Raw genomic sequence first — 18,757 nt, forward strand, 5'->3', positions numbered from 1 at the left:
GGCGTGGCACCGCGCACCGCTTACGAAGGGTTATGGTGGAAACCCCCCCTCGGGCCGGTCCGTATCCCCCCCCACGGACCGGCCCGTTTTATGTTTCCTCCCGGCGGGTCAGCCCCGGTCGGCCCAGATGTTCGTGCCCTTCGTGTCCACCGCGAAGGTGTCGATCTCCTCCAGCTCCGCCTGCGTCAGAGGCGCCCCGGCCAGCGCCGCGACGTTCTCTTCGAGCTGCTTCACGCTGGACGCGCCGATGAGCGCGGACGTCATCCGCGGGTCGCGCAGCACCCACGAGATCGCCAGCTGGGCCAGCGACTGGCCACGGCGCGCGGCGATGTCGTTGAGGCCGTGCAGCCGTCGCACCACCTCGTCGGACAGCAGGTTCGGGTCGAGCGACTTGCCCTGCGTGGCGCGCGACCCCTCCGGGATGCCCTTCAGGTACTTGCCGGTGAGCAGGCCCTGTGCGAGCGGCACGAAGGAGATGCAGCCCATACCGGCGTCCTCCAGGGTGTCCAGCAGGTCGTCGTCCTCGATCCAGCGGTTGATCATCGAGTACGAGGGCTGGTGGATGAGCGCGGGGACACCCATCTCCTTCAGCAGCCCGGCCGCCTCCGCGGTCTGCTCCGCGTTGTAGGAGGACACGCCCACGTACAGCGCCTTGCCCTGCTGCACGGCGGATGCGAGCGCTCCCATCGTCTCCTCGAGCGGAGTCTCCGGGTCGAAGCGGTGGGAATAGAAGATGTCGACGTGGTCGAGGCCCATCCGCTTCAGGGAGGCGTCCAGCGACGACAGCAGATACTTGCGCGAACCCCACTCGCCGTACGGGCCGGGGTGCATGAGATAGCCGGCCTTGGTGGAGACGACGATCTCGTCCCGGTAGCGGGCGAAGTCCTGCGCGAAGACCTTCCCGAAGTTCAGCTCGGCGGACCCGGGCGGCGGTCCGTAGTTGTTCGCGAGGTCGAAGTGGGTGACGCCCAGGTCGAACGCGCGGCGCAGGATCGTGCGCTGTGAGCTCAGCGTGCGGTCGTCGCCGAAGTTGTGCCAGAGGCCGAGGGAGATCGCGGGCAGCTTGAGGCCGGAGCGGCCACTGCGGCGGTACTCCATGGCCCCGTAGCGGTCGGCGTCGGCGAGGTAATAAGGGGAATCAGTCACGCTTCCCTCCTTATCACGGACTTGTGACACACCGGGTTGGGCCGCCGTGCCCGGCCCGCAGTAGGGTTGCGCCTTCGGGGACTGCCGCATGGAGGGGTGTAAGAACTGTGAACCTGCGCGACCTGGTGTACAGGCTCTACGCACGCCGGGTGGAAGGCCGCCTCGACCATGCCCAGGTGCCCAAGCACATCGGTGTCATCCTCGACGGCAACCGCCGCTGGGCGAAGGCATCCGGCGGCACGGCCGCACAGGGGCACCAGGCAGGCGCCGACAAGATCTCCGAGCTGCTCGGCTGGTGCGCGGAGACCGATGTCGAGGTCGTCACCCTGTGGCTCCTGTCCACGGACAACTTCGACCGCCCCGAAGAGGAGCTCAAGCCGCTTCTCGGCATCATCGAGAACACGGTGCGCAACCTCGCCGCCGACGGGCGCTGGCGGGTGCACCACGTGGGCACCCTGGACCTGCTGCCCGACCACACGCAGCGGGTGCTGAAGGAGGCCGAGCAGGCCACGGCGGACGTGAAGGGAATACTGGTCAACGTCGCCGTCGGCTACGGCGGCCGCCAGGAGATCGCGGACGCGGTCCGTTCGCTGCTGCTGGAGCACGCGGAGAAGGGCACGAGCTTCGAGGAGCTCGCCGAGATCGTCGACGTCGAGCACATCTCCGAACACCTGTACACCCGCGGGCAGCCGGATCCCGACCTGGTGATCCGCACCAGCGGGGAGCAGCGGCTCTCCGGGTTCATGCTCTGGCAGAGCGCGCACTCCGAGTACTACTTCTGCGAAGTCTTCTGGCCGGCGTTCCGTAAGGTCGACTTCCTGCGCGCACTGCGCGACTACGCGGCCCGTCACCGCCGCTACGGCGCCTGACCGCCGCCTCTGCCTGAACCGGCAGCGTCTGCCTGAACCGGGCGCCTCTGCCCGACCGGCTGCCTCTGCCTGAACCGGGCCCCGCCCCGGCCCCTTTCACCTTCCGCCCGGAGCCGTCACGTCGCCGGCCCGGCGCGGCGCGTCAGCCACACGCCCCCTCGACGCGCCTCGTCACCGCACGTTCATCCGGCGGACGCCCGGCCTCCTGGCATGGCCGGAGTTGTTCGAGGGCATACCTCTTGCAGGTCGACGTCCGATCCACGAACGTCGGATCTCAGTGAGCGGCTCACGCCGCCCACCCGGGAGGCCCTTTGCGCACGAAGGACTGCACCAGCGGTGCGGACCACGCGGAGGGCCGGCGCTCGGCCCGCGCATCGTGGCCTGAGCCCGGCCCGTCCCCCGCTCCGGCGGGAGGACCCATGGCCCGCGACGCCGTCGCACCCCGACCTCGTCCGAGGGGGTACGTCCTTCCGTGGTGAACAGCACAAAGCGCCGTATGAACGACCGGCGCACCTACGTTCTCGACACCAGCGTCCTGCTGGCGGACCCGAAAGCCATGAGCCGCTTCGACGAGCACGAGGTCGTGCTCCCCGTCGTCGTGGTGACGGAGCTGGAGGCCAAGAGGCACCATCCGGAGCTCGGTTACTTCGCCCGCCAGGCGCTGCGCCTGCTGGACGACTTCCGGGTCCGGTACGGCCGCCTCGACTCTCCGCTGCCCATCGGGGACCTCGGTGGCACGCTGCGTGTCGAGCTCAACCACTCGGATCCCGGCGTACTGCCGGCCGGTTTCAGGCTGGGGGACAACGACTCACGGATTCTGGCCGTCGCGCGAAACCTCCAGGCAGAGGGGTACGACGTCACGGTCGTCTCCAAGGACCTGCCGCTGCGCATCAAGGCGTCGTCGGTCGGCCTGCTCGCGGAGGAGTACCGCGCGGAGCTCGCCATCACCGACACGGGCTGGACGGGCATGACCGACCTGGCCCTGACGGCGGAGCAGGTCGACCTCCTGTACGGGGAGGAGACGCTGTACGTACCGGAGGCGGCGGATCTGCCCGTGCACACCGGTCTGGTGCTGCAGTCCGAGCGCGGCAAGGCGCTGGGGCGGGTGACCGCCGAGGGCAACGTCCGCCTGGTGCGGGGCGACCGCGAGGTGTTCGGCATCCACGGGCGCAGCGCCGAGCAGCGCATCGCCCTGGATCTGCTCCTCGACCAGGAGGTCGGCATCGTCTCGCTCGGCGGCCGGGCCGGCACCGGCAAGTCGGCGCTGGCGCTGTGCGCGGGTCTCGAAGCGGTCCTCGAGCGCAGGCAGCACCAGAAGGTGATGGTCTTCAGACCGCTCTACGCGGTGGGCGGGCAGGAGCTCGGCTATCTGCCGGGCACCGAGGCCGAGAAGATGAGCCCGTGGGCGCAGGCGGTCTTCGACACGCTGTCCGCCGTCGCGGGCCGTGAGGTCATCGAGGAGGTCCTGAACCGCGGCATGCTGGAGGTCCTGCCGCTGACGCACATCCGGGGCCGTTCCCTTCATGACGCGTTCGTCATCGTCGACGAGGCCCAGTCGCTGGAACGGAACGTCCTGTTGACGGTTCTGTCCCGTATCGGGGCGAATTCCCGGGTCGTCCTCACGCATGACGTGGCCCAGCGGGACAACCTCCGGGTCGGCCGCTACGACGGAGTGGTCGCGGTGGTGGAGAAACTGAAGGGGCATCCGCTGTTCGCGCATGTCACCCTCACCCGCTCGGAGCGTTCACAGATCGCCGCCCTGGTGACCGAAATGCTGGAGGACGGGCACATCTGATCCGATAGGTCCCAGGGGCCTGTCCGGCATATGGGGCAAGTCACTTGACGCCGCCCGGCGAAGCGCAAGAGCGTAGCCGGGCGGCGTCGCGCTGTCCGCCGATTCCTTCAAAAGCCCTGGCTCAAACGGGGTGTGAGCTTTCACACGCAACGAATAATTGCCTTGCGGCATCGCCCTGCGGCAGAGTCTTGCTTCCGTCAGGCCCCGCATGCGACACATCCGCACCACGGTTGGTGCACAGCAGCACACAATTCAAGACATGTCAGTCGCATGCCGCCCGCGAGCACAATGCGGCAGCTCCCCCGGGAGTTGCCCACCGGGCCCGCGCCTCCCGTGACCCGATCAGTGGGGAGGCCAGCGTCAGGGGCAAGATTTCGCTCGCGGGGTCACCTGTGCGGGCGATGCTGGAAGGAAACCGTGTGAGCCGGATCTCGGTCCGGGGATTCGCAGTGGCTTCGGCTACTGCGGTCACCACCGTCGGCGCCGTCGTCGGCGTCGCGTCGGGCAACACCCAGACCTCGGGCGACAACCTCGAGGCGGCTGCCGCCGACACGACGCTCCTCGCGGACATTCCCATGGGCGAGCAGGCCCAGATCCAGGTGTCGTCCCTGACGCAGCAGGCCGATGCACAGGCCGCTGCCGCGGACGCGGCTGCGAAGAAGTCCGCCGAGGAATCGGCACGCATCCAGGCGGCCGAAACCGCCAAGGCGAAGAAGGAAGCCGCCGAGGAGCAGGCGAGGAAGGAGCGCGAGGAGGCCGCGGCCGCGGAGGCCCGCGCCAACCGCGATGCCGTCCGCGACGCGTCGAGCTTCTCCGCCCAGGCGTCCTACACCATCGCCGAGGTCCAGGCGATGGCGCGCCAGATGGTGCCCGCCGACCAGTTCCAGTGCTTCAGCAACATCGTGGACCACGAGTCCAGCTGGAACTACCGCGCGCAGAACCCGTCTTCCGGTGCGTACGGCCTCGTCCAGGCACTGCCGGGCTCCAAGATGTCGACCGCGGGCGCGGACTGGCAGACCAACCCGGCCACCCAGATCAAGTGGGGCCTGAACTACATGGACAGCCGCTACGGCAGCCCGTGCGGCGCCTGGTCGTTCTGGCAGGCGAACCACTGGTACTAGTCGGCTTCCGGCCCGCCGGTCGCTCAACTTTCCGGAGCCCCTCACCGTCCTACGGTGAGGGGCTCCGTGCGTGTACGGTCTCAATCCGGTACTCCCGGGCGGGGGACACCCGTGCCTTGAGGGCTCAGGGGGAGAGTGGGCGGGGGAAAGAGGAAGCGTCATGTCGAAGGTTCCAGGATGGCTCGGCCGGGTGGGCGCCGGGCTGACCCGGATGGGGGAGCGTCTGGAGGAGCGCCGTAACGCGGGCGCCCCGGACGCCGACGACGAGCTGCCCGGGGTCCCGCAGCTCCCCGAGAGCGTTCCCCCGCCGCCGGCCTACGCGCCGGCCGTGGCCGCGAAGCCCGACCCGGTCGCCGCCATCCCCTGGGGGATGCGCGTCGCGGCGGAGGCGGGCTGGCGGCTGCTGGTACTGGCGGGCACCCTCTGGGTGTTGATGCGGGCGATCAGCGCCGTGCAGCTGGTGGTGCTGGCGTTCGTGGCTGCCCTGCTCGTCACCGCGATGCTTCAGCCGACCGTCGCCCGGCTGTGCAGACTGGGCCTCCCGCGGGGCTTCGCCACCGCAGTGACGGCGATCCTCGGCTTCGTCATCATGGGCCTGGTCGGCTGGTTCGTGGTGTGGCAGGTGATGGACAACCTGGACAACCTCTCCGACCGTGTCAGGGACGGCATCGACGAGCTGAAGCGCTGGCTCCTCGACAGTCCGTTCCATGTGACGGAGAGCCAGATCAACGACATCGCGGAGAACCTCAGCGACACCATCGGCACCAACACCGAGGAGATCACCTCGGCGGGTCTCGAGGGTGTGAGCGTGATGGTCGAGGTGCTCACCGGGATACTGCTGGCGATGTTCTCCACGCTGTTCCTGCTGTACGACGGCAGGCGCATCTGGGAGTGGGTGCTCAGACTCGTCCCCGCGCAGGCGCGGCAGGGGGTCGCCGGTGCCGGACCGCGTGCCTGGCGCACCCTGACCGCGTACGTCCGCGGCACGGTGATAGTGGCACTGATCGACGCCATCTTCATCGGCCTCGGCATCTACTTCCTCGACGTGCCGCTGGCCGTGCCGCTCGCCGTGTTCATCTTCCTCTTCGCCTTCATCCCTCTGGTCGGCGCGGTGGTCTCCGGTGCTCTCGCCGTGGTCGTCGCGCTGGTCACCCAGGGCGTGTTCACGGCGCTCATGGTGCTGCTCGTCGTCCTCGCCGTCCAGCAGATCGAGGGCCACGTGCTGCAGCCGTTCATCCTGGGCCGCGCGGTGCGTGTGCACCCGCTCGCCGTGGTGCTCGCCGTTGCCTGCGGCGGTCTGACCGCCGGCATCGGCGGCGCGGTCGTGGCGGTCCCGCTCGTCGCAGTGACCAACACGGTCGTCGGCTATCTGCGGGTGTACGGCAGGGAACAGGCGCTGCGCCACTCCCCGCCGCCGCACGGCTCGACGTCCCTCGACGCGGCGGCGGCGACGGCCGCCGCGGAGGAGTCCCCGCCGGCCCAGGGCCGCACACCTGAGGAGCAGGAATGATCTCGGAACCGGAGCTCGTACCGGAGGGGTACTTCGGCGCGGCCGAGCTCCCCGGACAACGCGTCAACGCCGATGACGTGGTGGCGGAGGACCAGGGCCCCGGCGGTCCGCGCCGCGCCCGTCCCGGCTGGCTGTGGGCACTCGGCGGTGCGGTCGTCGCGTCGGCGGTGTGGGCGGGCGGCCTGTACGCGTACACCACCGCGGAACCGGACCTGGGGGGATACCGCGCGAGCCGAAACCTCTGCCTGGACGCGGAGTTGGGCGCGCTGGCGGCCGCGCTGGGCGAGCGGGTGGACAAGGGCTCGGCATGGCGCAGTACGCACGAGAGCCTCGATGACGTTTCGTGCTACATCGAGATGAGGCCGCAGGGGTACGAAATCCCGACCGACGAGGACGGGAACGAGCTGGGCACGCTGCCGAGCGTCTCCGTGGGTTACACCCTGCACAAGAAGACCGACCCCGGCCCGGAGTTCGAGGGCATGATGGCGGCCCGGCACTCAGCCGTCGAGGACACGGCCGTCGACGACGCGGCGGTGGACGACGCGGCGGTGGACGACACGACGGGACTGCGGCGCGTCGACGGTCTCGGTGAACTGGCCTTCTTCGTCCAGGACAGCGGTGGCATCACTCTGGAGGTGCTGGACGGCCAGGCGGTGCTCTCCATGTCGACCAGCAGCGACTGGGACGCGGAATCCGGCGAGCCGCTCACCGACGTGAGCGACTTCGAGCCGCTGATGATCGAGGACATGAGGGCGTTGATGGCCCGGCTGAAGAACTGACGGCACGCGGAAGGGCCCCGCCGAACGGAAACGGTTCGGCGGGGCCCTTCCGCGTGTGCGAGGACTACTCGGCCATGACGGCCTCTGCGTCGAGCGTCGTACCCACGGCCTGGATCACCGCGGCGATCTTGAAGGCCTCCTGGATCGTCTCGCGGTCCACTCCGGCCTTGCGCAGCACCTGCTCGTGCGAGTCGAGGCACTGGCCGCAGCCGTTGATGGCGGAGACGGCGAGCGACCACAGCTCGAAGTCGACCTTCTCCACACCAGGGTTGCCGATGACGTTCATCCGCAGACCGGCACGGAGCGTCCCGTACTCCGGGTCCGACAGCAGGTGCCGGGTCCGGTAGAAGACGTTGTTCATCGCCATGACCGCGGCGGCCGACTTGGCGGCGGCGTACGCCTCGGGCTTGAGGTTGGCCTTCGCCTCCGGCGCCAGCTCACGCAGCACCCGCGGCGACCGCGAGGCGATCGCGCAGGCCAGCACGGTGCCCCACAGCTGCTGCTGGGGAAGCTCGCTGTTGCCGATGACCGAGCCGAGGTTCAGCCTCAGGTCCTTGGCGTAGTCCGGTACGGCGGCCTTCAGTTCATCGAGAGCCATAGCGGATCACTCGCCCGACAGCAGTGCGGCGGGGTCGAGGGTGTTCTCGCCCTTGGTCCAGTTGCACGGGCACAGCTCGTCGGTCTGCAGGGCGTCCAGCACCCGCAGGACCTCCTTGGGGTTACGGCCGACGGACCCGGCGGTCACCATGGTGAACTGGATCTCGTTGTTCGGGTCGACGATGAAGACGGCGCGCTGCGCGAAGCCGTCCTCGCCCTCGATGCCGAGGTCGCGCATGAGCTCGTGCTTCGAGTCGGCCATCATCGGGAAGGGCAGGTCACGCAGGTCGGCGTGGTCCTTGCGCCAGGCGTGGTGGACGAACTCGGAGTCGCCGGAGAAGCCGAGGATCTGGGCGTCACGGTCGGCGAACTCGTCGTTCAGCTTGCCGAACGCGGCGATCTCGGTCGGGCAGACGAAGGTGAAGTCCTTGGGCCACGCGAACACGACCTTCCACTTGCCCTCGTAGGACTTGTGGTTGATCTGCTCGAACTCCTTGCCGCTCTCCAGCGAGACGCAGGCGGTCAGCTCGAACGTGGGGAACTGGTCACCGACAGTGAGCACGCGCTCTCCTTGCAAACAGGATTTCCCTTTTGGGGGCATCCGGTGGGGTTGGACGGATCTTGATAGTGGCACAGAGTGCATTGATCGCGGAAATAGCTAGACTCGGTCATCGCGATCGGAGGAACTTATCAGTGGCCGCAACAAACAGGGGCAAACAGCCGAGCCTCGCACAGCTGCGCGCCTTCGCGGCCGTGGCCGAACATCTGCACTTCCGGGACGCGGCGGCGGCGATCGGGACGAGTCAGCCCGCACTGTCCGGCGCCGTCTCGGCGCTCGAGGAGGCACTCGGTGTCCAGCTCCTCGAGCGTACGACGCGCAAGGTGCTCCTCTCCCCGGCCGGGGAGAGGCTCGCGGTCCGGGCCAGGACCGTGCTGGAGGCCGTCGGCGCCCTCATGGACGAGGCGGAGGCGGTGAGGGCGCCGTTCACGGGCGTGCTCCGGCTGGGCGTGATCCCGACGGTCGCACCCTATCTGCTGCCGACGGTGCTGAAGCTGGTCCATGAGCGGTACCCGGAGCTGGATCTCCAGGTGCACGAGGAGCAGACCTCGTCACTGCTGGAGGGGCTCGGTGCGGGGCGGCTGGACCTGCTGCTGCTTGCCGTGCCGCTCGGAGTGCCCGGAGTCACCGAACTTCCTTTGTTCGACGAGGACTTCGTCCTGGTCACCCCCGAGGACCACTGGCTCGGCGGGCGCCAGGACATCCCGCGCGAGGCGCTGCGCGAGCTGCATCTGCTCCTCCTCGACGAGGGGCACTGCCTGCGGGACCAGGCCCTCGACATCTGCCGCGAGGCCGGCCGCACCGAGGGCGCGCCCGTGACCACGACCGCCGCGGGCCTCGCCACGCTCGTCCAGCTGGTCGCGGGCGGCCTCGGCGTCACCCTGCTGCCGCGGACGGCCGTCGATGTGGAGACCGGCCGCGCGGGCCGCCTCCAGACCGGCTGGTTCGCCGATCCCGCGCCGTCGCGCCGGATCGCGCTGGCGATGCGGTCGGGCGCAGCCCGGGGCGGCGAGTTCGAGGAGTTCGCAGAGGCGCTGCGGGAGGCGATGGGCGTCCTGCCGGTGCGGGTCGCGCCATGAGGGACGGACCCGGGCCCGCGCCGCGTCTTCGGGGACGGACCTGGTGCGGGCCGCGCCCTGAGGGACGACCCGCACCGGGCGGGCATCACTCCGTCCCGAGGCCACCCGGGCGCATCAGCCGGACCGGCACCGGCGGGCTCGGCAGCGTCACGACGAGGATCAGGCCCGCGCCCATGCCGTTCGTGCGCCGTGCCGCGGCGCGGATCGACGCCCCGGTCCGGTGTGCTCCTCGCCCACCTGGTCGGGGCGTGCCGTCACCGTGGGTTCACTGATCATTTTGTCGGCCGGCGACGACCTCGCCGGAATGGACGGAGAACGAGGCATCGTCCAGGGCGGTGGTGGACCCGAAGGTCTCGCGCAGGCCGTCGGCGACGAGCAGGGAACCGGCGGGAATCACGCACGGAGATCCGAGGCGAGCCGGTCGAGGTGCGCGGCGGTCAGTTCAAGCCACCGGAGGTCGGCTTCCAGGTGGAACAGGGCGTGGTCGCAGATCAGTTGGTCGGCGAGGTCGCCGCGGCGCTTGCGGTCGGTGAGGACCCGCATCAGCCGCAGATGCTCCGCGCGCTGGCCGTCGACCAGTTCGGCGGCGCTGCGGCCGGTGAGCAGGGCGAGGACGACCTTGGTGTAGAGCGTCGACTGAAGGTACGGCTCGGGCTTCTCGGGCCGGGCGAGCCACTGCTCGACATCGGTGATCCCGGCGTCCGTGATGGCGTACCGCTTCCGCTCCGGCCCGCCGCCGGACTCGACGCCGTCGACCTCGACGAGACCGTTCTTCAGGAGCCGGGACATGGTCGAGTAGACCTGTCCGTAATGCAGCGGGCGGTCCTGCCCGAACCGCTCGTCGAAGGCACGCTTCAGGTCGTAGCCGTGGCGGGGGCCGGCCTCGAGGAGGCCGAGGAGAGTGTGACCGATGGACATGAGGATCACTGTACTCAGGGTGTATACGCAGTGTGTATAGCGGGGTTCCTCGGGTTCCCCGGCCTGCCGGCGCCGGGGAAGGCCCGGTCGGGAGCGGATGCTCCCGCTCCCGACCGGGCCGCTACGGAGCCCCGCTCCCGGCGTCCCCCGACGTCCCCGGCTGCGCCTTGGGCGGCCGGCCGCGCCGGGCGATCGGGCCCGTGGAGGAGGGCAGCCGGCCGGCGTCCGCCAGCGCACGTCTCAGCAGGAACTCGATCTGCGCGTTCGCGCTGCGCAGCTCGTCCCCGGCCCACCTGGCGAGTGCCTCGTACACCGCCGGGTCGAGCCGCAGGAGCACCTGCTTGCGTTCGGAGGGAGGCGTCACTGGTAGAGGGTGCCCGTGTTGAGGACCGGCTGGGCGGCGCGGTCGCCGCACAGCACCACCATCAGGTTGGAGACCATGGCCGCCTTGCGCTCGGAGTCCAGCTCGACGATGCCCTGTTCGGCGATGCGGGCCAGGGCCGCCTCGACCATACCGACCGCGCCGTCGACGATCTGGCGCCGCGCTGCCACGACCGCGCCGGCCTGCTGGCGCTGGAGCATCGCGGAGGCGATCTCGGGTGCGTAGGCGAGGTGGGTGAAGCGGGACTCGATGATGTGGACGCCGGCCGCCTCGACGCGTGCGTGCAGTTCCACGGCGAGCTTCTCCGTGATCTCCTCCGCGTTGCCGCGCAGCGAGAGGCCCTCCTCGTCGTGGGCGTCGTAGGGGTACTCGATGGCGATGTGGCGGACCGCGGCCTCGGTCTGGGTGGAGACGAACTCGAGGAAGTCGTCGACCTCGAACATCGCCTGGGCGGTGTCCTCGACCTTCCACACGACCACCGCGGCGAGCTCGATGGGGTTGCCGTACGCGTCGTTGACCTTCAGGACGGCCGTCTCGTGGTTGCGCACCCGGGTGGAGATCTTGGTCCGGGACGTGAGCGGGTTGACCCAGCGCAGTCCGTCCGTTCGGATCGTGCCCCGGTAGCGGCCGAAGAGCTGGACGACGCGTGCCTCGCCCGGGGCGACCATGTTCAGGCCGCACATGGCGAGGAAGGCGGCGATGCCGATCACGATGCCACCGATGATCAGTACGGCCTTGGCGCCGGCCGAGTCGGTCGCCGTGGCGGCGACGACGAACGCCGCCCCCGCCGCCAGCCCGAGGAGGCCGAGCAGCAGCGCCAGGCCGCCCCCGATGCTGTGGGCCGCGAACTCACGCACCCGCGGCTGGGGCATCTCCGGTACTTCCGGTGTGTCGGCTGCGCCGTTCCTGACGCCGGAGGCTGCGTCGTGGCTGGAGGTGGCGGGCATGGTCGTCCCCGTTTCCGCGCACGGCAGTGCCGTGCGCCGGTTCGTCGATCTAGCAAACTGATATCACTTTATCGTATGTGGCAACCCTGCGGCCCTTTCGTGAGTCGGTTCCTTGAGACGGGGTGCTCATTCTCACGTCCGGAAAAGGGGGGATCAGCTCCTCTTTGTCTGGGTGACCGGTGTTAGCTTTCTGAGCTGATTCCGGGCAGACACCGGTGACCAGAACGCCGGACGAGTGAGCCGGCTGGCCGACAGAGCGGGAGCGACGGAGCGATGGGCCGAGCGGAAGCGCGACAGGCCCGGCAGCGCGGTGCGCGCCGGGCGAGAAAAACCAGGCCCTCGGGCATACGCCGCTTCTTCACGTTCAAGAAGATGCTCGGCACGTTCCTGGGCCTCTGCCTGCTGGCGATGGGCGCGTTCTTCGTGGCCTACCTGCTCGTCCCGGTCCCCGAGGCCAACGCAGAGGCCAAGCTGCAGAGCAACGTCTACAAGTACAGCGACGGCAAGCTCCTGGCCCGTACCGGCGAGGTCAACCGGGAGATCGTCGGCCTGGACAAGATCCCCCAGGACGTCCAGTACGCCTTCGTCGCCGCCGAGAACAAGACCTTCTTCCAGGACTCGGGCGTCGACATCAAGGGCACGCTCCGCGGTCTGAAGAACACCCTCACCGGGCAGGGCAAGCAGGGTGGCTCGACCATCACCCAGCAGTACGTCAAGAACTACTACCTGAACCAGGACCGGACGGTCAGCCGCAAGCTCAAGGAGCTGGTGATCTCGCTCAAGGTGGACCGGAAGAAGGAGAAGAGCGAGATCCTCGCCGGTTACCTCAACACCAGCTACTTCGGCCGCGGCGCGTACGGAATCCAGGCCGCCGCCCAGGCGTACTACGGCGTCGACGCCGAGAAGCTGACCGTCGCCCAGGGCGCCTACCTGGCGGCTCTCGTCCAGGCCCCCAGCAGTTACGACTGGGCCGTCGCCTCCGACGAGACCAAGGAGACGGTCACCAACCGCTGGAACTACGTGCTCAACAACATGGTCGAGGAGAGCTGGCTCGACAAGAGCACCCGCGACAGCCTGAAGTTCCCCGTCCCGCAGGCCCCGAAGGCGGCGGCGGGCCTGAGCGGCCAGGCCGGGTACATCGTCGATGCCGCCAAGCAGGAGCTGTCCCGCCAGGGCATCGACAAGGCCGACCTCGACGCCGGCGGCTGGACGATCACCCTGAACATCGACTCCAAGCGCCAGAAGGAGCTGGAGAGCGCGGTCAAGAAGCAGCTCGAGGACGAGCTCGACCGGAAGGGGAACACCGTGGACGCCACCGTGCAGGCCGGCGCCACCTCCGTCGACCCGAAGACCGGCAAGGTCGTCGCCCTCTACGGCGGCGTGGACGCCACCGAGCACTGGCTGTCGAACGCCACCCGCCGCGACTACCAGCCCGCCTCCACCTTCAAGCCCGTCGTGTTCGCCTCCGCTCTGGAGAACGGCTCCGAGACCCAGGACGGCGACCCGATCGGCCTCAACACGGTCTACGACGGCACCAGCAAGCGCCCGGTCGAGGGCAGCGACACCCCGTTCAACCCGCAGAACGACCTCAACAAGAGCTACGGCCCCGTCAGCGTCCAGACGTCGCTGAACAGGTCCATCAACTCAACCTTCGCGCAGATGGCCGTCGACGTCGGCCTGGACAAGGTGAAGGAGACGGCGCTCGACCTGGGCATGCCGGACGTCAACTTCCCAGAGCGTCCCGCGATCTCGCTGGGCGTGATGGGCGCCTCCACCTGGGACATGGCCGGCGTCTACGCCACCCTGGACAACCATGGCAAGAAGGTCACCCCGACGATCGTCGCCAAGGCCGAGCACAAGGACCGCGAGTTCGAGGTCCAGGACCCGATCGGCAGTCAGGTGATCAGCCGTGAGACGGCCGACACGGTCACCGCGGGCCTCACGGGCGTGGTGAAGAACGGCTCCGGCATCGCCGCGAAGTCGAGCTTCTACGAAGCGGCGGGCAAGACGGGCACCTCGGAGAAGAACCGGTCCGCCTGGTTCGCGGGCTACACCCCCGAACTCACCACCGTGGTGGCCCTGTTCGGCGAGTCGCCCAAGGAGGGCGGCGGCCAGGTGTCCCTCACGGGCACCGCACAGGCCGGTCGCGCCAACGGCGGTGGCTTCCCCGCCAGGATCTGGGCCGACTACACGCTCGGCGCGCTGAACGGCGGCTCCGACGCCGAGTTCGACCTCGACGTCGCGGAGATCGCGAGCCCGGACCCGACCCCCACGGAGACGGAGACGGAGACCGAGGACCCGACCCCGACCCCCACGGAGACGGAGACGGCGACCGAGGACCCCACTCCCACGCCCACGGACACCGGTACCGCGGACCCGACGCCGACGGACGAGTTCCCGACGCCGACGACGACGATCACACCGCCGACAGGGACGTTCACGCCTCCCGTCGAACCGGGTGACGGCGACCCGGACGGCGACACCGACCGCCGCCCGCCCCAGCCCTGACGGGCCCGGACACGACGCAGGCGCCCGCACCCCGGTCCTCGGGGTGCGGGCGCCTGCGTATGTCTGTCAGGCCCGAGTGGGCAGCTCGAACCAGACGACCTTGCCGGTCGACAGCCGGGTCGCCCCCCAGCGCCTCGCGAGCCGGTTCACCAGGAACAGACCGCGTCCGCCCTCGTCCGTGTCCCGTGCCCGCCGCTGCCGGGGCAGCTGCGGCGAGTCGTCGCCGACCTCGCAGCGCAGCACATCGGTGCGCAGCAGCCGCAAGGTCACCGGCCGCTCCGCGTACCGCACGGCATTGGTGACGACCTCGCTGACCAGCAACTCCACCGAGTCGGACAGCTCCTCGAGGCCCCAGCGGGCCAGTGCGCGCCGGGCGAGGCGGCGGGCCCTGCCCGGGGCCGCGTCCTCCGGCTCGAGGAACCAGTACGCAACGTCGCTCGGCGCGATCCCGTCGAAGCGGGCCGCGAGCAGGGCGATGTCGTCGTCGCGGTCACCGGGACCCAGCATGTCGAGCACGTCGTCGCAGAGGGCCTCGAGCGGCGGCGAGTGGTCGGGTCCGGTGAGCTGCGCGGTGTCCGCGAGCCGCTCCCGGAGCTGCTCGATGCCCGTCCACACGTCACGCAGCCGCGATTCGACCAGCCCGTCGGTGTAGAGCAGCAGCGTCGCGCCGGCCGGGGCGTCCAGCTCCACGGCCTCGAAGTCGACACCGCCGACGCCGATAGGGGCGCCGGGCGGCACGCGCAGCACCTCGGCGCGCCCGCCCAGGTGCAGCAGGATGGGCGGCGGATGACCGGCGTTGGCGATGGTGATCCGGTGCGAGACGGGGTCGTACACCGCGTAGAGGCAGGTGGCCATACGGTCGGTGCCGAGGCGCTGGGCCTGCTCGTCCAGGTGGTGCAGGACCTCCTGGGGCGGCAGGTCGAGGCCGGCCAGGGTCTGCGCGGTCGTCCGCAGCTGGCCCATGATCGCGGCGGAGGTCATCGAGTGGCCCATGACGTCACCGACGACCAGCGCCACGCGGCTGCCGGGAAGCGGGATGGCGTCGTACCAGTCGCCGCCCACGCGTGCGGTCTCCGCCGCCGGGAGATAGCGCGAGGCGAGCCGTACGCCGGTGGGCTGGGGCAGCGAGTCGGGCAGCATCGTGCGCTGGAGCTCGTCGGCGATGTACGCCTCGCGGCCGTAGAGCACCGCCTTGTCGATGCCGAGCGCCGTGTGGGTCGCCAGCTGCGCGGCGACCAGCAGGTCGTTCGGCTCGAAGGCGGGCCGGTCGGGGCGGCGCAGGAAGACGGCGGCGCCGATCACCCGGCGGCGGCCGCGCAGCGGCGCGAGTATCGCGCGGTGGCCGGTCGGTACGGAACGTCCGTCGCCGAGCAGCTCGGGCAGCGCGGCGCGGGCCGCCGCCGAGTCGCCGAAGACGGGTCGCACGCCGCGCAGCACCTCGGAAAGGGCCCCACCGGACCGGACTTCACACAGCTCGGCGGCGGGTGTGGGATCGCTCCCTGCGTCCAGCAGCGGCATGGCGCCGACGCCGCTCTGATCGGTGTCGTCGGCGCTGGAGCGCAGCCTGTCGGTGCGCCGGAGCCGCAGCACGAACGGGGACACCGGCCGTTCGTCGCCGACAGGCAGCGGGTCGCGGAGGTAGACGAGGATCGCGTCGGAGAAGGTCGGAACGGTCGCCCGGCACAGACCGAGGACGATCTCGTCCAGGTCGATGCCGCGCGCGATCCGCCGGGTGGCGGCTCCTACGAACCGCAGCCGGTCACCCTCCCGTCTCGCGGTCCCCGCGATGTCCTGGGCCTGCAGCGGCGCCGTGTGCACCTGCGGCTGCGGCTGGGGCTGGGGCTTGGGCGGCGGCCCGGCGGGCGCGGGTGATGCCCCGGCCGCCTGCGCCCGCGGCCGGGTGCGTTCCTGGGACCGGGCAGCCAGGGGCTGCCGGCCTTCGTGGGAGGTGGGATGCTCCGTCACGCGTGGGATTCCGTCCATCCGGGCCGGTGGTGCGCTGCAATCGCCTCGTGGGGCGGTATACCCGCTCTGGGGGTGACGTCGACAGGGTGGCGGGCTTCCGGCACAGCTCAACCCCCTGTGGTGAGTGACTCGTGCTGCCTCTTGCGAGACGCTCGGTGACTGGACGCTCTGTGACTGCTGATGACTGAACGGTCGGGCCCTGTGCTCCTGCTCCCTCGTACGGCGCAGCCTTGCGGACGACGATCCTACGGTTGACCCCAGGGGGCGCATCAAGAGTCTCACGAGGTCGTATACGCCGGAGCGCGTTCCCGTCGGGAACCGGCCGGAGCGCCCGGATCAGGCCGCCTGCCGCGTCGGCAGCCGGTCCCAGTCGGCCGGAAGGGCCGGTACACGCCAGGCAGGGTCGGGCCGCCAGCCCTCCCAGCCCTCGGAGAACGGCGCACCCCAGGCACGGATCACCTCGACCGCCGCCCGGCCCGCCTCCCGTACGCCCCTGGCCGTCCGGGCGTCCATCAGGCCGACGCGCTGCGCCTGTTCGAACTCGTCCTCGTCCCGCCACAGCCAACTGCGGTCCGGGTAGACGGAGATGTCGAGGTAGTGGTCCTCCGAGTCGACGCCGCCCGACCAGCGGGTACGCGGCTCCTCGAGGTTGACGTACCAGCTGCGGAACTGCCAGTCGTGCTCCCAGAACAGCCATACCGACCAGGGCAGGCCGGGCTGTGCCAGCTTCAGCACGCCGTTTCCGCTCCAGCGGGCGCGGGCGGTGGTGCGGGGCGCGGTGTAGCGGGTGGCGAGCGGCTCCTCGTGCACCGGGGTGCCGTCCGCGATCACCGGCTTCACGCACTCGGTGCCGGGGGCCATCCAGACGGCGAGCAGCTCGTCGGTGTCCTGGACGACGGTCACGGGCCGGCAGATGTGGAACGAGCGGCCGGCGCGATCCGGGGTATGCCCGCGGTAGCGCCACAGGATGTGGTCCCCCGGCTCCCAGCGCGCGGGGCTCTCCGCGTCGGTCCTGTGCGGTTCCGTCCTGCCCGTTCCGTGTGCCGGGCCTCCCGTGCCTGTCATGAGCAGATCTTAGGAGTACGGAACGGGCAACGCTGCGAGCCGTGTCACGGGCCGTGTCAGGCCATGGCGTCACGGGTGGGTCATGCGCAGCACGTCAAGCGCCTCGTCCAGCTGCTCCACGGTCAGGTCTCCCCGCTCCACATAGCCGGACTCGAGAACCACTTCACGGATCGTCCGGCGTTCCGCGAGCGACTTCTTGGCCACCTTCGCCGCCTCCTCGTAGCCGATGTACTTGTTGAGCGGGGTGACGACCGAGGGGGAGGACTCGGCGTACTCGCGGGCCCGTTCCGCGTCGGCCGTGATGCCGTCCACGGTGCGGTCCGCCAGCAGGCGCGAGGCGTTGGCCAGAAGTCTGACCGATTCCAGCAGGTTCTTGGCGATCACCGGCAGCATGACGTTGAGCTCGAAGTTGCCGGCCGCGCCGGCCGCCGCGACGGTCGCGTCGTTGCCGGTGACCTGAGCGGCCACCATCAGGACCGCCTCGGGGATCACCGGGTTCACCTTGCCCGGCATGATCGACGAGCCGGGCTGGAGGTCGGGGAGGGCGATCTCGGCGAGACCGGTGCGCGGACCCGAAGCCATCCAGCGCAGGTCGTTGCAGATCTTGGTGAGCGAGACCGCGACCGTGCGGAGCTGTCCCGAGGTCTCCACGAGGCCGTCGCGGGCCCCCTGCGCCTCGAAGTGGTCGCGCGCCTCCGTCAGGGGCAGCCCGGTCGCGCGGGCCACCTCGGCGATGACGGCGGCGGAGAAGCCGGGCGGGGTGTTGATCCCGGTGCCCACGGCCGTGCCGCCCAGGGGCAGTTCCGCGAGGCGGGGCAGCGAGGCCTTCAGCCGTTCGATCCCGTACCGGACCTGGGCCGCGTAGCCGCCGAACTCCTGGCCGAGGGTGACGGGCGTCGCGTCCATCAGATGCGTACGGCCCGCCTTGACGACCGCCGCGAACTCGGTGGCCTTCCGCTCCAGGGAGGAGGCGAGGTGGTCCAGGGCGGGGATCAGGTCACGGGTGACGGCCGCGGTCGCCGCGATGTGGATGGAGGAGGGGAAGACGTCGTTGGACGACTGGGACGCGTTCACATGGTCGTTGGGGTGCACATCGCGGCCGAGGCGCTCGGTGGCGAGGGTTGCCACGACCTCGTTGGTGTTCATGTTGGAGGAGGTGCCGGAGCCGGTCTGGAAGACGTCGACCGGGAAGTGCTCGTCCCAGCGCCCCTGCGCCACCTCGGTCGCGGCGGCGGCGATCGCCTCCGCGACATCCGCTTCCAAGACGCCGAGTTGGGCGTTGACCTGGGCGGCGGCGGCCTTGATACGGGCCAGCGCCTCGATGTGCGAACGCTCCAGACGCTGACCGGAGACGGGGAAGTTCTCCACGGCCCGCTGGGTCTGCGCCCGCCACTTGGCGTGCACGGGAACCCGCACCTCACCCATCGAATCGTGCTCGGTCCGGTACTCGTCGGCGTCGCTCATCGTGTCGTACCTCCTGAAAAAGTTGAGCACTTGTCTTGTTCTACCTGTTCCCA

Annotated in this window: 16 protein-coding genes and 1 pseudogene; 7 read left to right on the top strand and 10 right to left on the bottom strand. The window is 70.1% G+C overall.

Annotated elements, in window-relative coordinates; translation table 11 throughout:
* Positions 1-108: 108 nt before the first annotated feature.
* Entirely contained in the window at positions 109-1,146 is a 1,038-nt protein-coding gene (mgrA, locus tag MDN94_RS13325; protein WP_482726048.1) for an L-glyceraldehyde 3-phosphate reductase, read from the bottom strand.
* Between the two features lie 107 nt (positions 1,147-1,253).
* Here mgrA and MDN94_RS13330 point away from each other — a divergent pair, with 107 nt between their 5' ends.
* The 5 genes from MDN94_RS13330 (at position 1,254) to MDN94_RS13350 (ending at position 7,220) form a co-directional block, all read left to right on the top strand.
* Positions 1,254-2,015 carry an isoprenyl transferase gene (locus MDN94_RS13330; RefSeq protein WP_005312639.1) on the top strand — a complete coding sequence of 254 codons (762 nt, stop codon included), beginning with the start codon at positions 1,254-1,256 and terminating at the stop codon, positions 2,013-2,015.
* Positions 2,016-2,487: 472 nt separating this feature from the next.
* Entirely contained in the window at positions 2,488-3,810 is a 1,323-nt protein-coding gene (gene phoH2, locus MDN94_RS13335; RefSeq protein ID WP_482726049.1) for an RNA 5'-3' helicase PhoH2, read from the top strand.
* A gap of 419 nt (positions 3,811-4,229) precedes the next feature.
* On the top strand, positions 4,230-4,931 hold the full coding sequence (locus MDN94_RS13340) for an aggregation-promoting factor C-terminal-like domain-containing protein (protein WP_482726050.1): 702 nt from the start codon (positions 4,230-4,232) through the stop codon (positions 4,929-4,931).
* 160 nt (positions 4,932-5,091) lie between these two features.
* Complete coding sequence (locus MDN94_RS13345; RefSeq protein WP_482726051.1) at positions 5,092-6,441, top strand: AI-2E family transporter; 1,350 nt, start codon at positions 5,092-5,094, stop codon at positions 6,439-6,441.
* The gene (locus tag MDN94_RS13350) at positions 6,438-7,220 is read left to right on the top strand and encodes a hypothetical protein (protein ID WP_482726052.1); all 783 of its coding nucleotides are present in this window, start codon (positions 6,438-6,440) and stop codon (positions 7,218-7,220) included. Before MDN94_RS13345 ends, MDN94_RS13350 begins: the two co-directional genes overlap by 4 nt.
* 64 nt (positions 7,221-7,284) lie before the next feature.
* Here the strand turns inward: MDN94_RS13350 and MDN94_RS13355 are convergent, their stop codons facing one another.
* Both MDN94_RS13355 and MDN94_RS13360 read right to left on the bottom strand, forming a co-directional pair.
* Complete coding sequence (locus MDN94_RS13355) at positions 7,285-7,818, bottom strand: alkyl hydroperoxide reductase (protein ID WP_482726053.1); 534 nt, start codon at positions 7,816-7,818, stop codon at positions 7,285-7,287.
* Positions 7,819-7,824: 6 nt separating this feature from the next.
* Positions 7,825-8,379, bottom strand: coding sequence for a peroxiredoxin (locus tag MDN94_RS13360; RefSeq protein ID WP_482726054.1), 555 nt, complete (start codon positions 8,377-8,379; stop codon positions 7,825-7,827).
* 131 nt (positions 8,380-8,510) lie between these two features.
* Here MDN94_RS13360 and MDN94_RS13365 point away from each other — a divergent pair, with 131 nt between their 5' ends.
* Positions 8,511-9,455 carry a LysR substrate-binding domain-containing protein gene (locus MDN94_RS13365; protein ID WP_482726055.1) on the top strand — a complete coding sequence of 315 codons (945 nt, stop codon included), beginning with the start codon at positions 8,511-8,513 and terminating at the stop codon, positions 9,453-9,455.
* Positions 9,456-9,741: 286 nt separating this feature from the next.
* Here MDN94_RS13365 and MDN94_RS13370 read toward each other — a convergent pair.
* The 4 genes and pseudogenes from MDN94_RS13370 to MDN94_RS13385 all read right to left on the bottom strand — a co-directional run.
* Positions 9,742-9,852, bottom strand: a pseudogene (locus MDN94_RS13370) (ABC transporter ATP-binding protein); the annotation flags it as partial.
* Complete coding sequence (locus MDN94_RS13375) at positions 9,849-10,373, bottom strand: PadR family transcriptional regulator (protein ID WP_482726056.1); 525 nt, start codon at positions 10,371-10,373, stop codon at positions 9,849-9,851. The pseudogene MDN94_RS13370 and the gene MDN94_RS13375, both read right to left, overlap by 4 nt.
* A 121-nt stretch (positions 10,374-10,494) precedes the next feature.
* Complete coding sequence (locus MDN94_RS13380; protein ID WP_482726057.1) at positions 10,495-10,788, bottom strand: type II toxin-antitoxin system antitoxin; 294 nt, start codon at positions 10,786-10,788, stop codon at positions 10,495-10,497.
* Complete coding sequence (locus MDN94_RS13385; RefSeq protein WP_482726058.1) at positions 10,734-11,702, bottom strand: SPFH domain-containing protein; 969 nt, start codon at positions 11,700-11,702, stop codon at positions 10,734-10,736. Before MDN94_RS13385 ends, MDN94_RS13380 begins: the two co-directional genes overlap by 55 nt.
* Before the next feature lie 273 nt (positions 11,703-11,975).
* Between MDN94_RS13385 and MDN94_RS13390 the strand changes: the two genes are divergently transcribed.
* A complete protein-coding gene (locus MDN94_RS13390) occupies positions 11,976-14,210 on the top strand; it encodes a transglycosylase domain-containing protein (protein ID WP_482726059.1) in 2,235 nt (744 codons plus the stop codon).
* Positions 14,211-14,276: 66 nt separating this feature from the next.
* Here MDN94_RS13390 and MDN94_RS13395 read toward each other — a convergent pair whose 3' ends face one another.
* The 3 genes from MDN94_RS13395 to MDN94_RS13405 form a co-directional block, all read right to left on the bottom strand.
* Entirely contained in the window at positions 14,277-16,175 is a 1,899-nt protein-coding gene (locus MDN94_RS13395; RefSeq protein ID WP_482726060.1) for a SpoIIE family protein phosphatase, read from the bottom strand.
* 336 nt (positions 16,176-16,511) lie between these two features.
* Positions 16,512-17,240 (bottom strand): cytidylyl-2-hydroxypropylphosphonate hydrolase, encoded by a 729-nt coding sequence (fomD, locus tag MDN94_RS13400; RefSeq protein ID WP_482726061.1) that lies wholly within the window; start codon positions 17,238-17,240, stop codon positions 16,512-16,514.
* Between the two features lie 69 nt (positions 17,241-17,309).
* On the bottom strand, positions 17,310-18,704 hold the full coding sequence (locus tag MDN94_RS13405; protein ID WP_482726062.1) for a class II fumarate hydratase: 1,395 nt from the start codon (positions 18,702-18,704) through the stop codon (positions 17,310-17,312).
* Between the last annotated feature and the right edge of the window lie 53 nt (positions 18,705-18,757).

Source organism: Streptomyces sp. WAC00040, assembly GCF_056835925.1.

Bases quoted from the DNA above. Each gene is read 5' to 3' on its own strand.
- MDN94_RS13345 (WP_482726051.1), top strand. From the start codon at position 5,092: ATGTCGAAGGTTCCAGGATGGCTCGGCCGGGTGGGCGCCGGGCTGACC.
- MDN94_RS13350 (WP_482726052.1), top strand. From the start codon at position 6,438: ATGATCTCGGAACCGGAGCTCGTACCGGAGGGGTACTTCGGCGCGGCC.
- MDN94_RS13355 (WP_482726053.1), bottom strand. From the start codon at position 7,818: ATGGCTCTCGATGAACTGAAGGCCGCCGTACCGGACTACGCCAAGGAC.
- MDN94_RS13375 (WP_482726056.1), bottom strand. From the start codon at position 10,373: ATGTCCATCGGTCACACTCTCCTCGGCCTCCTCGAGGCCGGCCCCCGC.
- MDN94_RS13385 (WP_482726058.1), bottom strand. From the start codon at position 11,702: ATGCCCGCCACCTCCAGCCACGACGCAGCCTCCGGCGTCAGGAACGGC.
- MDN94_RS13390 (WP_482726059.1), top strand. From the start codon at position 11,976: ATGGGCCGAGCGGAAGCGCGACAGGCCCGGCAGCGCGGTGCGCGCCGG.
- fomD (WP_482726061.1), bottom strand. From the start codon at position 17,240: ATGACAGGCACGGGAGGCCCGGCACACGGAACGGGCAGGACGGAACCG.
- MDN94_RS13405 (WP_482726062.1), bottom strand. From the start codon at position 18,704: ATGAGCGACGCCGACGAGTACCGGACCGAGCACGATTCGATGGGTGAG.